11 protein-coding genes are annotated in these 13,806 nt (G+C 71.0%); 9 read left to right on the top strand and 2 right to left on the bottom strand.

Annotated features, from left to right (window positions below; genetic code table 11):
* Window positions 1–314: 314 nt before the first annotated feature.
* On the bottom strand, window positions 315–725 hold the full coding sequence (locus AB0H78_RS24370; RefSeq protein ID WP_363236650.1) for a cupin domain-containing protein: 411 nt from the start codon (window positions 723–725) through the stop codon (window positions 315–317).
* Between the two features lie 51 nt (window positions 726–776).
* Here AB0H78_RS24370 and AB0H78_RS24365 point away from each other — a divergent pair, with 51 nt between their 5' ends.
* Window positions 777–1,742 carry a helix-turn-helix domain-containing protein gene (locus AB0H78_RS24365; protein ID WP_363236649.1) on the top strand — a complete coding sequence of 322 codons (966 nt, stop codon included), beginning with the start codon at window positions 777–779 and terminating at the stop codon, window positions 1,740–1,742.
* Here AB0H78_RS24365 and AB0H78_RS24360 read toward each other — a convergent pair.
* Window positions 1,739–2,698: a D-2-hydroxyacid dehydrogenase family protein gene (locus tag AB0H78_RS24360; RefSeq protein ID WP_363236669.1), complete on the bottom strand. Its 960-nt coding sequence runs from the start codon at window positions 2,696–2,698 to the stop codon at window positions 1,739–1,741. The genes AB0H78_RS24365 and AB0H78_RS24360 overlap by 4 nt on opposite strands.
* A 166-nt stretch (window positions 2,699–2,864) precedes the next feature.
* Between AB0H78_RS24360 and AB0H78_RS24355 the strand changes: the two genes are divergently transcribed.
* From AB0H78_RS24355 to AB0H78_RS24320, 8 genes are all read left to right on the top strand, one after another.
* Window positions 2,865–5,273 carry a GTPase-associated protein 1-related protein gene (locus AB0H78_RS24355; RefSeq protein WP_363236648.1) on the top strand — a complete coding sequence of 803 codons (2,409 nt, stop codon included), beginning with the start codon at window positions 2,865–2,867 and terminating at the stop codon, window positions 5,271–5,273.
* A 204-nt stretch (window positions 5,274–5,477) separates the two neighbouring features.
* Complete coding sequence (locus AB0H78_RS24350) at window positions 5,478–6,320, top strand: putative protein N(5)-glutamine methyltransferase (RefSeq protein ID WP_363236646.1); 843 nt, start codon at window positions 5,478–5,480, stop codon at window positions 6,318–6,320.
* Window positions 6,321–6,396: 76 nt separating this feature from the next.
* Complete coding sequence (locus AB0H78_RS24345; RefSeq protein WP_363236645.1) at window positions 6,397–7,506, top strand: substrate-binding domain-containing protein; 1,110 nt, start codon at window positions 6,397–6,399, stop codon at window positions 7,504–7,506.
* Between the two features lie 100 nt (window positions 7,507–7,606).
* Window positions 7,607–8,944: a sugar ABC transporter substrate-binding protein gene (locus AB0H78_RS24340; RefSeq protein WP_363236644.1), complete on the top strand. Its 1,338-nt coding sequence runs from the start codon at window positions 7,607–7,609 to the stop codon at window positions 8,942–8,944.
* A 43-nt stretch (window positions 8,945–8,987) separates the two neighbouring features.
* Window positions 8,988–9,974 carry a sugar ABC transporter permease gene (locus tag AB0H78_RS24335; RefSeq protein ID WP_363236643.1) on the top strand — a complete coding sequence of 329 codons (987 nt, stop codon included), beginning with the start codon at window positions 8,988–8,990 and terminating at the stop codon, window positions 9,972–9,974.
* Window positions 9,971–10,837 (top strand): carbohydrate ABC transporter permease, encoded by an 867-nt coding sequence (locus tag AB0H78_RS24330; protein WP_363236642.1) that lies wholly within the window; start codon window positions 9,971–9,973, stop codon window positions 10,835–10,837. The genes AB0H78_RS24335 and AB0H78_RS24330 overlap by 4 nt, the downstream gene beginning before the upstream one ends.
* Before the next feature lie 30 nt (window positions 10,838–10,867).
* Window positions 10,868–11,890, top strand: coding sequence for a hydroxyacid dehydrogenase (locus AB0H78_RS24325; protein WP_363236641.1), 1,023 nt, complete (start codon window positions 10,868–10,870; stop codon window positions 11,888–11,890).
* Entirely contained in the window at window positions 11,887–13,776 is a 1,890-nt protein-coding gene (locus AB0H78_RS24320) for a DUF2264 domain-containing protein (protein WP_363236640.1), read from the top strand. Before AB0H78_RS24325 ends, AB0H78_RS24320 begins: the two co-directional genes overlap by 4 nt.
* Window positions 13,777–13,806: the final 30 nt, after the last annotated feature.

Genomic DNA, 13,806 nt, shown 5'->3' with positions numbered 1-13,806 from the left:
GAACGGACGCTTCCTTTGTACTCACCCTCTCGGGCTTTCCTCCGGGCGCTTCCCTTCGGTCTTGCGTTTCCGACTCTATCAGATCCTTTCGGGCCTGATTCCCAGTCGAACTTGGGTTGTCTTTCCGGCTGTTGGGCCGTTCCGACGTCTCAAACTCTAGCGGTTTTCCCCGGTGACTCATAATCGAGTCCCGGTTATCAATTCCGGCATGCCGAAATTGTCCCCGGTGGGGTGTCGTGCTGAGTTTGGTTGCCGCTTTCGCGGCGGGATGGCCGCCCCGGAACCGGTGAGGTTCCGTGGCAACTCGGAGGACACTACGGACTCTGCGGTTCCGCGTCAACTCGGTGCCCTGTCGTCACATCCACGTGCGCCGGGACCTCCTCATGACGGTCGCCGACCGTCAGGGTGCCTGTGGGTTCGAGCATCAGGATCGCTGCGCCCGTGGGCGCGTACGGCTTGTGCTCCGTGCCCTTGGGGACCGTGAAGACCGAGCCCTTGGCGAGTGTCACCGTGCGCTCGCCCGACGGCTCGCGCAGGGCGATGTGCAGTTCTCCGTCCAGTACGAGGAAGAACTCGTCGGTGTGGTCGTGGACGTGCCAGACATGTTCGCCTTCGACCTTGGCGATGCGTACGTCGTAGTCGTTGACGCGGCTGACGATGCGGGGGCTCCACAGAGCGTCGAAGGCGGTCAGGGCTTCGTGGAGAGCGATCGGATGCATGGGCATGAATCGATCCTGGTCCGGGTGCGGCCGGGTCACGAGTGCTAGACATCGCATATGCCGCAAGGATCCTCGCAACTGCATCGCGTCGTCGTGATCGTCGACGAGAACTCCAATCCCTTTGAGCTTGGCTGCGCGACCGAGGTCTTCGGGCTGCGTCGGCCTGAGCTGGGGCGGGAGCTGTACGACTTCCGGCTCTGTTCGCCCGAGCCGCGCACGCTCATGCGGGACGGGTTCTTCACCTTGACCGGGGTCGCGGGGCTCGAAGCGGTCGACCTCGCCGACACCTTGATCGTGCCCAACCGGCCGGACACCGATGTTCCTCGCAGGCCCGCCGTTCTCGACGCCGTGCGGCGGGCGCATGCGCGAGGGGCGCGGCTCGTCGGGTTCTGCAGTGGGGCCTTCACGCTGGCCGAAGCCGGGGTGCTGGAGGGGCGGCGGGCCGCCACGCACTGGCAGTGGGCCGATTCGTTCCGGGTTCGGTTTCCTGGCGTACGGCTCGAAGCCGATGTTCTCTTTGTCGACGACGGGGACATCCTCACCGCTGCGGGGAGTTCCGCCGCGCTCGATCTCGGGTTGCATCTGGTGCGGCGTGATCATGGTGCGGAGGTCGCCAATTCGGTGAGCCGGCGGCTGGTGTTCGCCGCGTACCGGGACGGCGGGCAGCGGCAGTTCGTGGAGCGTCCTGTGCCCGAGGTGCCGGACGAGTCGCTGGCGCCGGTGCTCGCCTGGGCCCTGGAGCGGCTCGGGGAGGCGTTGACCGTGGCCGATGTCGCCGCTCGGGCCGCCGTGAGTCCGGCCACCTTGCACCGGCGTTTCCGGGCGCAGTTGGGTACTACGCCGCTGGCCTGGCTCACCGGGGAGCGGGTCGCGCTCGCCTGCCGGCTCATCGAGCGGGGCGAGGGGCGGCTCGATGTCGTCGCGGCGCGCAGTGGGCTGGGGAGCGGGGCCAATCTGCGGGCGCTGATGCGGCGGGAGACCGGGCTCAGCCCGTCCGCGTATCGGAAGCGGTTCGGAGGTTAGGGGAGGCAGCGGGTGGGGGCGCCCTTCAGGTACGCCTCGATGTTCTCCACGGCCTGCGTGTAGTAGGTGCGGTAGTTCTGCCGGGAGACATAGCCGAGGTGCGGGGTCGCGAGGAGGCGCGGGACGGTGCGGAGTTCGTGGTCGGCGGGGAGCGGTTCGGTGTCGTACACGTCCAGGGCCGCTCCTGCGATGCGGCCGGCGCGGAGGGTCTCGGCGAGTGCGGTCTGGTCGACGATCGCGGCGCGTGAGGTGTTGATCAGGTAGGCGGTCGGTTTGAGGAGTGCGAGCTCGGCGGGTCCGACTAGGCCTCGGGTGCGGTCGCTCAGGGCCAGGTGGATCGTGACGAAGTCGCTGGTCGCGAGGGCGTCGGACAGGGACGCGGCCAGGATCGCGCCTGCTTCTTCCGCTCGCTCCTCGGTGAGGTTCTGGCTCCAGGCCGTGACGTTCATGCCGAAGGCCAGGGCGACCTTTGCCACCTTGCTGCCGATCCGGCCCAGGCCGAGGATGCCGAGCCGCTGTCCCGCGAGGTCCGCACCGATCGTGCTCTGCCAGGGGCCCGCGGTGCGCAGAGCGGTGGACTCGGGGACGATCGAGCGGGCGAGGGCGAGGAGGAGGGCCCAGGTGTGTTCCACCGGTGGGGTGCCGGTGCTCTCCGTGCCGCACACCGTGATGCCGTGGGCCCTGGTCGCCGCGTAGTCGATCACCGTGTTGCGCATTCCCGTGGCGATCAGCAGCTTCAGGCGCGGCAGTCGGGCCAGCAGGGATGCGGGGAAGGCGACGCGTTCGCGGAGGGTGATCACGATGTCGAAGTCGGTGAGTGCGGTGGCCAGTTCGTCTTCGGAGGGGAAGTGGTCCGGGAAGGTGACCACCTCGACCTGCTCGGCGAGCGGGGTCCAGTCGGCCATGGTGGTGGCGACGTTCTGGAAGTCGTCGAGTACGGCACAGCGCAGTTTCATCGTCTTCACCATCGGTCCTGTTTCGGCACGTCAGACATTGGGGGAAAGCATCTCGCGGCGGGCTCGGGTCTGCTGGGATGGGGCTGCGGTTCGGGCACGGTCCGGGTTCCGCCGCTGCCCGGTCGGTGCGGGCAGCTTCCGGTACGGCCAGGAAAGGGGCCGGGGCATGAGCCTGGCGCAGCTCCACTACACCTCTGCCCTGCCCGGGCCCGACGGCGACGGGGCAGGCTCCCGGTTCACCGCGGTGTCGCCCGGGCTCCCGCAGTCGCTGCTGGCGGAGGTCGAGCAGCTGATCGGGTACGAGCCGCCCCGTGATGCCCCTGCCCGGCCGAGTGCGGCCCAACTTGCCGATTTTCCGCAGGTGTTGAGTCATAGCGTGCTGTCCGACGGCGGGCGGCTGCTGGCCCGTGCCGTCTGTACGGGGACCGGTGCCTTTCATGCCCACGCCGTGCATCTCCCGGCGGGGGCACGGCTGCCCGGCGGGGCGCTGCCCATCACCGCCTGGGATTCCTCGCAGTGGGCCGTGCGTACTCCGGAGGGCGAGGTGCCCGCGCCGCTGGAGAAGCTGGCGCCTTCGGGGCTGTTCGACCGGGACGGTCTGGCCGCCTTCGCCGCTGCGCGCGGGGCGTGGCTGGCGGGCTTCTTCGGTGATCTGCGACGGCTCTGCGAGGACCCTGCGGCGCCGCAGGTCGTGCTGGTGGAGCGGCGCAGCGCGGATGTGGCGCAGTGGGTGGCCCTGGGCAGCACGGTGTTGCCGCGCGAGAGCGCGCACCGGCTGACCTTCACCACGTACACGCGGCGGCCGCAGCAGGCAGGGCAGCAGATTATCGGGGTGCTGCCGGACGACGCGCAGGAGATGAGAGGGCACGACCACCGGTTCCGGGTGCACCACTGCACCGGGCGGGCGGGGCCGGTCGACGGGACCGCGGACGCGTGGGCGCACACCGCGGCGCGGGTGTGGCTGGGGCGGGCTCCGGAGCTGTTCAAGGCCGCGGATGCCGTGTCCGACGGGCCTTTCGAGGCCGGGCCGCTGGCGGCTGTCGCGCTCGGTGCGGGGATCGCACTGCCTGCCATCGGCCGTGCGGCGGGCGCCAGTTGGGTCCGGGGGCGGATCGACGTACTGGAGGCGGAGCAGCTGGAGCGGCTCGTTGCCACGGTGTGTGCTCCCGCCGAGGACCGTACGGCCGAGGAGGCTGCGGCGCTCGGGCGGCTCTTCGCGTCGCTCGACGGCAGGGTGCCGGTCGCGGTGACCGAGCCGCTGGCGGCGCTGCTGCTGGACCGGGCGGTGCGGGTGCCGGGGGCGGGCGGGCTCTGTCCCGTACGCCGGTCGGCGCTCGGCGAAGGTCTGCGGGAGCGGCTCGCGGCGGATCTGGGTCCTGCGGTCCGTGACGGTGTGGAGCGTGCGGCCGGGGCGGAGCGGCCGCTGGAGCTGTTGCGGGTCGCGGACACGGTGGGGGTGGACTGCGGCGATCTGCTGCCCGGGCTTGCGGGGAAGCTTGCCGATGCGCTGCTCGGCGATCCCGGTGGGGTGTACACGGCGACCGTACGGACCGGTCTGGAGGAGCAGTTCGAGCTGCGGGCCGCGCTCCTGGAACGGCTGGACGGGCTTGCCGCGGAGGATCCTCCGGCGGCGGCCAGGATGCTGGAGCTCACCGCGCTGCCCTTCACCGGGATGCAGGCGCTGCCGCATCTGCGGATGTGTGCGGAGGCCTCGCGGGTGGGGAACGGGGACCGGGTGTCGACGCTGCGTTCGGTGCTGCGGGCCTCGGGCATCTCGCCGTTCGCCGAGCCGCTGGTGATGCGGACCGCGGTGCTGCTGGTGTGGGACGGGGTGCTGCCGGGCGCGGGCGAGGCGCGGCTGGTGCTGGACGAGACGGGGTCGGACGCGCATCGCACCGCGGGGACCTGGACCGTGCTCGTACGGGCTGCTCTGGAGGGGGCGCTGGACGACGGGGACGTCCCCGCGCTTGCCCGTGATCTGTTGCGGCGCTTCACCGGGGAGCTCGACGCCCGGATGCGTGCGGCGCTTCAACTGTTGGATTTTGCTGGGCAGTTGAGTGAGGGGACCGCCCCTGATGGCTGGACCGGGCGGGTGGTGCGCCTGCGGTCGGCCGCCGAACCGGTGGAGTCCCTCGTACTGGAGCGAACCCTGCGGGCCCTGGTGCGGCGGCTGCTCGCCGACGATCCGCCGGACGGTGAGCTGTTCGCGCTGACGCACAGCGGGGACAAGGACCTGATCGCGGCGTACGGGCGGACGGCGCGTGACGAGGCGGTGCGCGACCGGTTGCGCACCCATCCCGCGTACGTCGCCGGGTGCTTCGCCGCCTGGAGCGGGCACTCCGGGGCGGGTGCGGCCTGGGACGAGACGCGGACGGCACTGCTGGAGGAGGTGCTGCTGCCGGCCGTACGGGCTCTGTCCGCCGAGGATGTCGCCGCGGTGGAGCGCGGGCTGGAGCGGGCGGGGGGCCGTACCGCGGAGGAATTCCGGGTCTGGAGCCGGCCGGGGGCTTTCGGGCGGTTCGCCCAGCGCTTCGGCGGCGGGCGGGGGCGGTGGGGGGCCGGGGCCGCGGGCTGACGGGCCATGGGCCGGCGGGTCGCGGGCGGGCGTCGGGTACCGTGGCCGTCTCCACGACCGTGGACCGACCGAGGAGGTGAGACACATCAACGCTGGAACAGGCTGGGTGCTCTCCCTCCACGGCTGTACGGTTCGCCTGACGTTTCGGACGCCCGGACACAGGTGACCGCGAGAGCGCCCTTCGGCATCGCGAAAGGTTCTCTCATGTCGGCACTTCCGTCCTCCCCGTCTTCCGCCTCCTCTTCCTCTTCCTCTTCCTCTTCCGCGCTGGATCTCCCCGCCATCGTCCTCAGGCTCCGTGCCGCCGGCTGTGTATTCGCCGAGGACGAGGCGGAGCTGCTCCTGGCCACCGCGGCCGATCCGGCGGAGCTCGCCGCCATGGTGGAGCGCCGTATCGACGGCCATCCCCTTGAACACGTCCTGGGCTGGGCGGAGTTCGACGGCCGGCGCTATGCCGTCGACGCGGGGGTCTTCGTCCCGCGACGCCGTACGGAATTCCTTGTGAGGCACGCCGTCTCGCTCGCCCCGTCGCGGGCGGTCGTCGTCGATCTGTGCTGCGGGTCGGGTGCGCTGGGCGCCGCCCTGGTCGCCGCGGTGGGCGGGGCCGAACTGCACGCCGCCGACATCGACCCGGCCGCGGTGCGGTGTGCGCGGCGCAATGTGGCGGGCGTCGGCGGGTTCACGTACGAGGGCGATCTCTTCGAGCCGCTGCCCGTCGCGCTGCGGGGGCGGGTCGATGTGCTGATCGCCAATGTGCCGTACGTACCGACGGGGAAGGTCGGGCTGCTGCCTGCGGAGGCCCGGGTGCATGAGGCGCGGGTGGCCCTGGACGGGGGCGTCGACGGGCTCGATGTGCTGCGCCGGGTGGCCGCGGAGGCGCCCGGGTGGCTGGCGCCGGGCGGGCATCTGCTGTTCGAGATCAGCGAACGGCAGGCGGAGGAGGCTCTCGGCGTCGTCGCGGGCTGTGGGCTGCTCGCCGGGGTGGTCGCTTCCGAGGAGTGGTACGCCACCGTCGTCGTCGCGCGGAAGCCGGTTCTGCGGAACTGACGCCCCGGGCGGTCGGCGATCGTTATGCTGCGGCCGAAGCGTTCAAACGAACACTGTGCGGCAAGGGGGCCTCAGTATGCGGGAGCCGGTCGAGCTCAGGCGTCGGCGGATACTGTCGGCGGTGCAGTCGCGCGGATCGGTCAAAGTGACCGATCTGGCGGCCGAGTTGGCGGTCTCGGTGGTCACGCTCCGGCGGGACGTCGAGGAGCTGGCACGGGAGGGGAAGCTGCGGCGCGGCCATGGGGTGGCCCGGTCCATGGCGCCGGTCGAGGAGGCCTCGTCGCCTGGTCGGGCTCCCGCCGACGGTGATGCGATCGCGCTGGTCGTGCCCGAGCGGCATTCGTATCTCAATGAGACGCTGCACGGTGCGCGGAGCGTGCTGGAGGCGGCCGGGATGCGTACCGCCCTGCATATCGCGCCCCGGGCGACGGGGGCCGAACAGACCATCGTGGAGCGAGTGTTGGCGGACGGCGCGCGCGGTCTGCTGATCGCCCCGCGGTGGCGCAGTGCCGACGTCGAGCAGGCGGATTACGGGTGGCTGGCGCAGGTGAAGGTGCCGGTCGTGCTGATGGAGCGGCGGCCGGTACCGGGCAGTGTGCTGCATGCGCTGGACTCGGTGTGCTCGGACCACTGGTACGGCACGCACCTGGCTCTTGAGCACCTGATCGCGCTGGGGCACCGCCGGATCGTGCTGGCCGCCAGGGACGACAGCCCGACCGCGCGCGCGATCCGTGCGTCCTTCGCGCGGATCGCCGCGGACCGGCCGGAGGTCGAGGACTGGGCCGTGATGCTGAGCGCGCCCGACTCGGGGCCCGAGCCCGCCGCGGAGCGCGGTGCGCAGCCGGGTCTGGCCGCGCTGCTGCGGGAGCGGGGGGCCACGGCGGCGGTGCTGCACGGGGACGTGGATGCGCTGATGCTCGTACAGCAGATCGGTGACGAGGGGGTGCGGGTGCCGCAGGACTGCTCGGTGGTCGCGTACGACGACATGGTGGCGGGGCTCGGCGGGACGCCGCTGACGGCAGTGGCCCCGCCCAAGGCGGAGGTCGGGCGGGCAGCGGCCGAGCTGCTGCTGCACCGCCTCGACCAGCCGCTCACCGCCGGGGCCGGAGCGGTGCGCAGGGTCGAGCTGCTGCCCGAGCTGAAGGTGCGGGGATCGGCGCAGGCCCCAACCACCCTCCCCGAGTGAGCGTTTGACCGCTTTGGGTTTCTTCTGATCGATCTATTGACCACGACCGGTCAGGCGATCAGTATTCCCGTGTCCCGACCAGGAGCCGCGGGAGGCGCCCATGCCCGGCCGACAGAGCCGTCGATCCGTGCTCGCCGCAGTCGCAGCTCTGCCCATGACAGGTGTCCTGAACGCCTGCAGCAGCGGAGCCGAGCGAGCGAGCAGCAGTACGAGCAGGAGCAGGACCACCACCATCACCTTCTGGTCCGCGCTGCGCGGCAGCAAGGAAGTGGTGGACGAGTTCAACAAGACCCACGACAGCATCCAGGTCGTGTACCAGCAGATACCGTCCGGCGATCAGGGCGGCTACGCCAAGCTGAGCAACGCGGCCCGCGCCGGAAACGCCCCGGACGTCGCCACCATCGAGTACCCGCAGGTGCCGACCTTCGCGATCGACGGTGTCGCCCGCGACATCACCTCGCTCGTCAGTGACGGCCTGCGCGCCAAGCTGCTGCCGCAGGCGCTGGGTCTGACCACCTTCGACCGGCGCATCTTCAGCGTCCCGCTCGACGTCGAGCCGATGGTCATGCACTACCGCACCGATCTCTTCGAGGAGCTCGGCCTGCGGATACCGCGCACCTGGGACGAGTTCGAGGAGACGGCGAAGACCGTACGGAAGAAGGGGGCAGGGCGGAAGCTCGCCCTCTTCCCCACCGACGGCGCCTCGTCGATGGCGGCGTTCGCCTGGCAGGCGGGCGGCCAGTGGTTCGACACCTCCGGCGGGGCGTGGAACGTCTCGATGGCCGATGAGCCGAGCCGCAGGGCGGCCGCGTACTGGCAGCGTCTTTACGACCAGGACCTGGTCTTCATGAACCCGCTCAACACCAAGCAGGGCGACGCCCAGATCACGAACGGCAAGTTCCTGGTACGGCTCACCGGCTCCTGGGAGGCCGGGGCCCAGATGCGGGCGCAGCCCGGTCAGACGGGCAAGTGGAAGATCGCCCCGCTCCCCCAGTGGGACACCGCCCATCCGGCGCTCGGCACCCAGGGCGGCTCCACCTTCGCGATCACCAAGGACTGCCAACACCCGGAAGCCGCGATGGAGTTCATCGAGTGGCAGGTCGCGAGCCCGAACGCGCTGCGCGCCCGGCTCACCAGCGGCGCCAGCAGCCAGTACCCGGCCGTGCCCGAGCTCGTAACCCCCGGACGCAAGGCCTTCGACCGTACGTACTACAGCGGCCAGGACATCTACACCCTCTTCGACGAGGAGGCCCACAAGATCCGCGACGGCTGGGTGTGGGGACCGCGGATGTCCGCCACCAACTCCGTGCTGCAGGACGGATTCGCCCGGGTCAGCGGCGGCCAGGGCACGCTGACCGAGTCGCTGCGCGCCGCCCAGCGGGGCACCATGCCGGACCTCAGGGCGCTCGGCCTCTCGGTGACCGAGCACAGCAAGTGACCCCGGCATCCCCGCACCTCAGAGAGGCAGGTGACACCACGCCATGACCACCACGACAGCTTCCACCACCACCGCGCCCGCCGACCGGCCGGCCGCGGCGGCCGCCCTCCACCGCTCCACGCGCAAGGGCGCCCGCCGCCGTGAACTGGGCGCCGCATCCGTCCTGATGACCCCCTTCTTCGCCCTCCTGGTGACGGTCTTCCTGATACCGGTCGGCACGGCGATCTGGCTGAGCTTCTTCAGCCAGGACGAGCCGGGGCTCGGCTTCGGCCCCGAACGCACGGTCTTCGTGGGGCTGCGCAGTTACGCGGCCGTCCTCACCGACCCGACCTTCCTCGGCGGGCTCGGCACCGTCGCGCTGTACTGCCTGATCTACATCCCGCTGATGGTGGTCGGCGCCCTCGCACTGGCGCTGCTGCTCGACTCGGGCGTCGTACGCATGCGCGCCTGGGCCCAGCTCGCCCTGTTCCTGCCGCACGCGGTGCCCGGCATCATCGCCGCGCTGATCTGGCTCTACCTCTACACGCCCGGCCTCAGCCCGATCATCGACCTCTTCGCCAAGGGCGACATCACGATCAACTTCCTGGGCATCCACACCGTGCTGCCCTCGATCGTGAACATCTCGCTCTGGTCCAACCTCGGCTACAACATGGTTGTCTTCTACGCCGCCCTGCAGGCCGTCCCGCGCGAGGTCATCGAGGCCTCGGTGGTCGACGGCGCGGGCCCGCTGCGCTCCGCCCTCCAGGTCAAAACGCCGCTGGTGCGCCCGTCGATCGTGATGGTCGCGATCTTCACGCTGATCTGGGCGCTGCAGCTGTTCACCGAGCCCAAACTGCTCAGCCTGGCCACGCCGATGATCAGCCAGCGGTACTCGCCCAGCATGTACATCTACGACGCCGCCTTCACGCGCAACAACTACGGCATGGCGGCCGCCGCCTCCGTCGTGCTGCTCGTGGTCACCATCGCCCTGTCGTACGGAGTCACCCGCTGGACCAACCGCGCCGACTCCTCCGAGGAGAACGCCCGATGAGCACTGTCGAAACCGCCGCAGCCCTGCGCCCCCGCCTGCTCGGCCGCACCACCGTCAAGGTCGTCGTCGGCCTGTCCGTCCTCTATACGCTGCTGCCGGCGCTCTGGCTGGTGCTGGCCGCGGGCAAGAAGCAGGACGCGCTGTCGGGCGGCAGCATCTTCTCGCTGCACGACTTCTCCTTCCTGAAGAACCTGCGCAACCTCTTCTCGATGGACGACGGGATCTACACCCGCTGGTACGGCAACAGCCTGCTGTACGCGGTCCTCGGCGCGGGGATCGGCGCGATGGTCTCCATCGCCTGCGGGTACGCCTTCGACAAGTACCGCTTCCAGCACAAGGAGAAGCTCTTCGGCCTGGTGCTCGCCGCAGTGATGGTCCCGCAGACCGTCCTGGCGCTGCCGCTGTATCTGATGGCGTCCAGGACCGGCCTGGTCAACACCTTCTGGTCGGTCTTCATCCCCGTCCTCTTCAACCCCTTCGGTGTCTATCTCGGCCGGATGTTCAGCCAGGGATACGTGCCCAACGAGGTGCTGGAGGCCGCGCGGATGGACGGCGCGGGCGAGCTGAAGACCTACCTGCGGGTCTCCCTGCGGATGATGGGGCCCGGCCTCGTCACGGTCTTCCTCTTCCAGCTCACCGCGATCTGGAACAACTTCTTCCTGCCGATGGTGATGCTGTCGAACCAGAAGCTGTATCCGGTCAGTCTCGGCCTCTACACCTGGAACAGTTCGGCCACCACCGAGCCCGACTACTACACGGTCGTGATCATGGGATCGCTCCTCGCGGTCCTGCCGCTGGTCCTCGCCTTCATCCTGCTGCAGCGCTTCTGGAAGGCGGGCCTCACGGCAGGCTCCGTCAAGTAACGACCAGCGGAAAGACGTCACAGGAGATTCATGTCAGACGCACCAACTTCCCGTCCGCGCGCCGCCGTTGCCATGTCGAAGCAGGCGGCGGCCGCGGTGCTCGACTCCGAGTCCCTGGCCGCGCTAGGTGAGATCTGCGAGCTCGCACCCCTGCCGGTACTGGACGACCTCTCCACCGACCGGGCCCGCGCCGTGCTCGCCGGCACGGAGATCCTGATCACCGGCTGGGGCTGCCCGCCCCTGGACGAGGCCGTGCTGGCCGCCGCGCCCCGGCTGCGGGCCGTCGTCCACACCGCGGGTTCGGTGCGCGGCCATGTCACCGAAGCCTGCTGGGAGCGCGGCATCGAGGTCTCCTCGGCCGCGGCTGCCAACGCCGTCCCGGTGGCCGAGTACACCATCGCGATGATCCTGCTCGCGGGAAAGCGCGTCCTGGAGCGCACCCGCGATTTCCGGACCGCCCGCCGCCGTGACAACTTCCTGCAGACCCCCGCAGAGGTCGGCAACTACCGCCGCACGGTGGGCATCCTCTCCGCCTCGCTCATCGGCCGCAGGGTCATCGACCTGCTCCAGCCGTACGACCTGCGGATCCTGCTGTACGACCCCTTCGTCACCCCCGAGCAGGCTGCGGCGCTCGGTGCCGAGGCCGCCTCGCTGCCCGAACTCTTCGCGCAGAGCGACATCGTGAGCGTCCACACCCCGCTGCTGCCGGAGACGGAGGGTCTCGTCAGCGGTGAACTGCTCGCGCTGATGCGCCCGGACGCCACCCTCATCAACACCGCGCGCGGCCCGGTCGTCGACCGCCACGCCCTCCTCGACGCCCTCCAGCAGAACCGCATCAGGGCGATCCTCGACGTCACCGACCCCGAGCCGCTCCCGCCGTCGGACCCGCTGTGGGAGTGCGAGAACGCGCTGATCACCCCGCATCTCGCCGGCTCCCAGGGCAACGAGTGGCGCAGACTGGCCGATCTCGCCGTCGGCGAGGTCGCCCGGTGGGCCGCGGGCGACGGCTTCGCCCATCCCGTACGCAACGAAAGGCGGGCCTCCCTCGCATGAGCACCACCCTGCAACTCCCCCCGTACGACCACGAGTCGAGCCCGCACACCGGCCTGACCCGCGCCCACTGGGAGGCGGCGGCCGACGGACTGCTGCACGCCGCCTGGAAGTGGGCCACCCCCGAGGGCGCCCTGCTCGACCTGCCGGGACGGCCGTCGGGCTCCGGGGTGCGCTCGGACGGGCTCGAGGGCTTTGCCCGTACGTTCCTGGCGGCCGCGTTCCGCGTCGCGGGCAGCGAGGGCAAGGACCCGCACGGCTGGCTGGACCGCTATGCGCGAGGCCTGGTGGCCGGAACCCGTACCCCGGGCCGCGACGACGCCGAGTCCTGGCCGCTCATCCAGGACCACACGGTATTCGGCCAGCCGATGGTCGAGTCGGCGTCCGTCGCACTCGGGCTGCGCCTGACCCGCCCCTGGCTCTGGGACAAGCTGGACTCCGGCGCCCAGGACCGCGCCGAGGAGTGGCTGCGGGGCTCGCTGCGGCACACGCCCGCCCCCAACAACTGGTACCTCTTCCCGTACACCGTGGCCGGATTCCTGGAGTCGGTCGGCCGGGGCGACGCCGAAACGGTCCGCGCCCAGGAGCGCGCCCTGGACCTGATGGAGTCCTGGTACCGCGGTCAGGGCTGGTACGCGGACGGCGACGGCCGCGCCTTCGACCACTACAACGGCTGGGCGCTGCACCTCTATCCGGTGCTGCACGCGCATCTGTCCGAGGACTCCGAGCTCTCGGCCCACTTCGGCGCGCGCCTGCGCGAACACCTGGAGAGCTTCTCGCTGCTCTTCGGCGCCGACGGAGCCCCGATCCACTTCGGCCGCTCGCTCAGCTACCGCTTCGCGGCCTCCAGCGCGGTGAGCCTGGGCGCCCTGACGGGGCACACCCCGCTCACACCGGGAGCCTCGCGCCGGGTGGCGAGCGGAAGCCTGCGCTACTTCCTGGACCGGGGCGCGACCGGCGACGACGGCCTGCTCTCGCTGGGCTGGCACGGGCCGCACGACGCCACGCTCCAGACCTACTCGGGGCCCGGGTCGCCGTACTGGGCGTCCAAGGCGTTCGTCGCGCTGCTCGCCCCGGCGGACCACCCGTACTGGACGGCGACCGAGGAGGCAGCGCCGAGCGAAGGCCCCGACCGGGTCCTTTCCGTACCCGCGCCCGGTCTGCTGATCCAGTCCACGCAGGAGGACGGGATCGTACGGCTGCACAATCACGGCAGCGACCATGTGCGCCCGCACGAGGGCGAGTTCGCGTCCCAGAGCGACCCGCACTACGGCCGCCAGGCGTACTCCACGCGCACCGGACCCACCTCGGCGGTGAACGCCGCCGACAACCACTTCGCCGTCGAGATCGCCGGCGTCCGCTCCACCCGCCGCCGCATCCACCCGCTCGGCGCGGGCCACGGCGAAGGCTGGGGCTGGGCCGCCTCCTGGCACACCCCGGTCTTCCCCGCGGGTCCGCCGACCGAGCCCGGTCTGCGGGTGGAGAGCGTCACGGTCGTACGAGGCCGGTACGAGGTACGGGTGCACCGGGTGACCGGCGCCCCGCCCGGCGCCCGCGCGGAGCAGACAGGCTGGGCGACCGGCCCGGAGGAGGAGCTGATCTCGGCCCTTCACCCCCTCCACGGGTGGAGCGCGCAGGACGCGATACGCGCACCCCAGGGGACGGCCTTCACCCGCTGGGCGGAGCTGCCGCGGCTGACGGGCGACGCGGAGGGCACCGCGCTCTACGCATCCCTGGCCACACTCACCGCGACCACGGACCCGGCGCCCCTCGCGGACGCCGTCAGCGAGGTGTCCGCGACACCGAACGCGGTCGAGATCCGCTGGTCCGAGGATGGCTCGGGGACCCGCATCACCTTCGATCCGCTGACCGTCGAGCAGCTCGGGTGAGCCCCTGCGGGGAGCGCCCCGTGACCTGAT

It is taken from the genome of Streptomyces sp. NPDC050738, assembly GCF_040654175.1.
GTDB lineage: Bacteria > Actinomycetota > Actinomycetes > Streptomycetales > Streptomycetaceae > Streptomyces.
This window is presented reverse-complemented; position numbering and strand designations above follow the sequence as displayed.

Excerpts from the sequence above, each read along its gene's own strand:
- AB0H78_RS24355 (WP_363236648.1), top strand. The coding sequence starts at position 2,865 with ATGAGCCTGGCGCAGCTCCACTACACCTCTGCCCTGCCCGGGCCCGAC.
- AB0H78_RS24320 (WP_363236640.1), top strand. The coding sequence starts at position 11,887 with ATGAGCACCACCCTGCAACTCCCCCCGTACGACCACGAGTCGAGCCCG.
- AB0H78_RS24370 (WP_363236650.1), bottom strand. The coding sequence starts at position 725 with ATGCCCATGCATCCGATCGCTCTCCACGAAGCCCTGACCGCCTTCGAC.
- AB0H78_RS24340 (WP_363236644.1), top strand. The coding sequence starts at position 7,607 with ATGCCCGGCCGACAGAGCCGTCGATCCGTGCTCGCCGCAGTCGCAGCT.
- AB0H78_RS24335 (WP_363236643.1), top strand. The coding sequence starts at position 8,988 with ATGACCACCACGACAGCTTCCACCACCACCGCGCCCGCCGACCGGCCG.
- AB0H78_RS24360 (WP_363236669.1), bottom strand. The coding sequence starts at position 2,698 with ATGAAACTGCGCTGTGCCGTACTCGACGACTTCCAGAACGTCGCCACC.
- AB0H78_RS24365 (WP_363236649.1), top strand. The coding sequence starts at position 777 with ATGCCGCAAGGATCCTCGCAACTGCATCGCGTCGTCGTGATCGTCGAC.
- AB0H78_RS24325 (WP_363236641.1), top strand. The coding sequence starts at position 10,868 with ATGTCAGACGCACCAACTTCCCGTCCGCGCGCCGCCGTTGCCATGTCG.
- AB0H78_RS24350 (WP_363236646.1), top strand. The coding sequence starts at position 5,478 with ATGTCGGCACTTCCGTCCTCCCCGTCTTCCGCCTCCTCTTCCTCTTCC.
- AB0H78_RS24330 (WP_363236642.1), top strand. The coding sequence starts at position 9,971 with ATGAGCACTGTCGAAACCGCCGCAGCCCTGCGCCCCCGCCTGCTCGGC.
- AB0H78_RS24345 (WP_363236645.1), top strand. The coding sequence starts at position 6,397 with ATGCGGGAGCCGGTCGAGCTCAGGCGTCGGCGGATACTGTCGGCGGTG.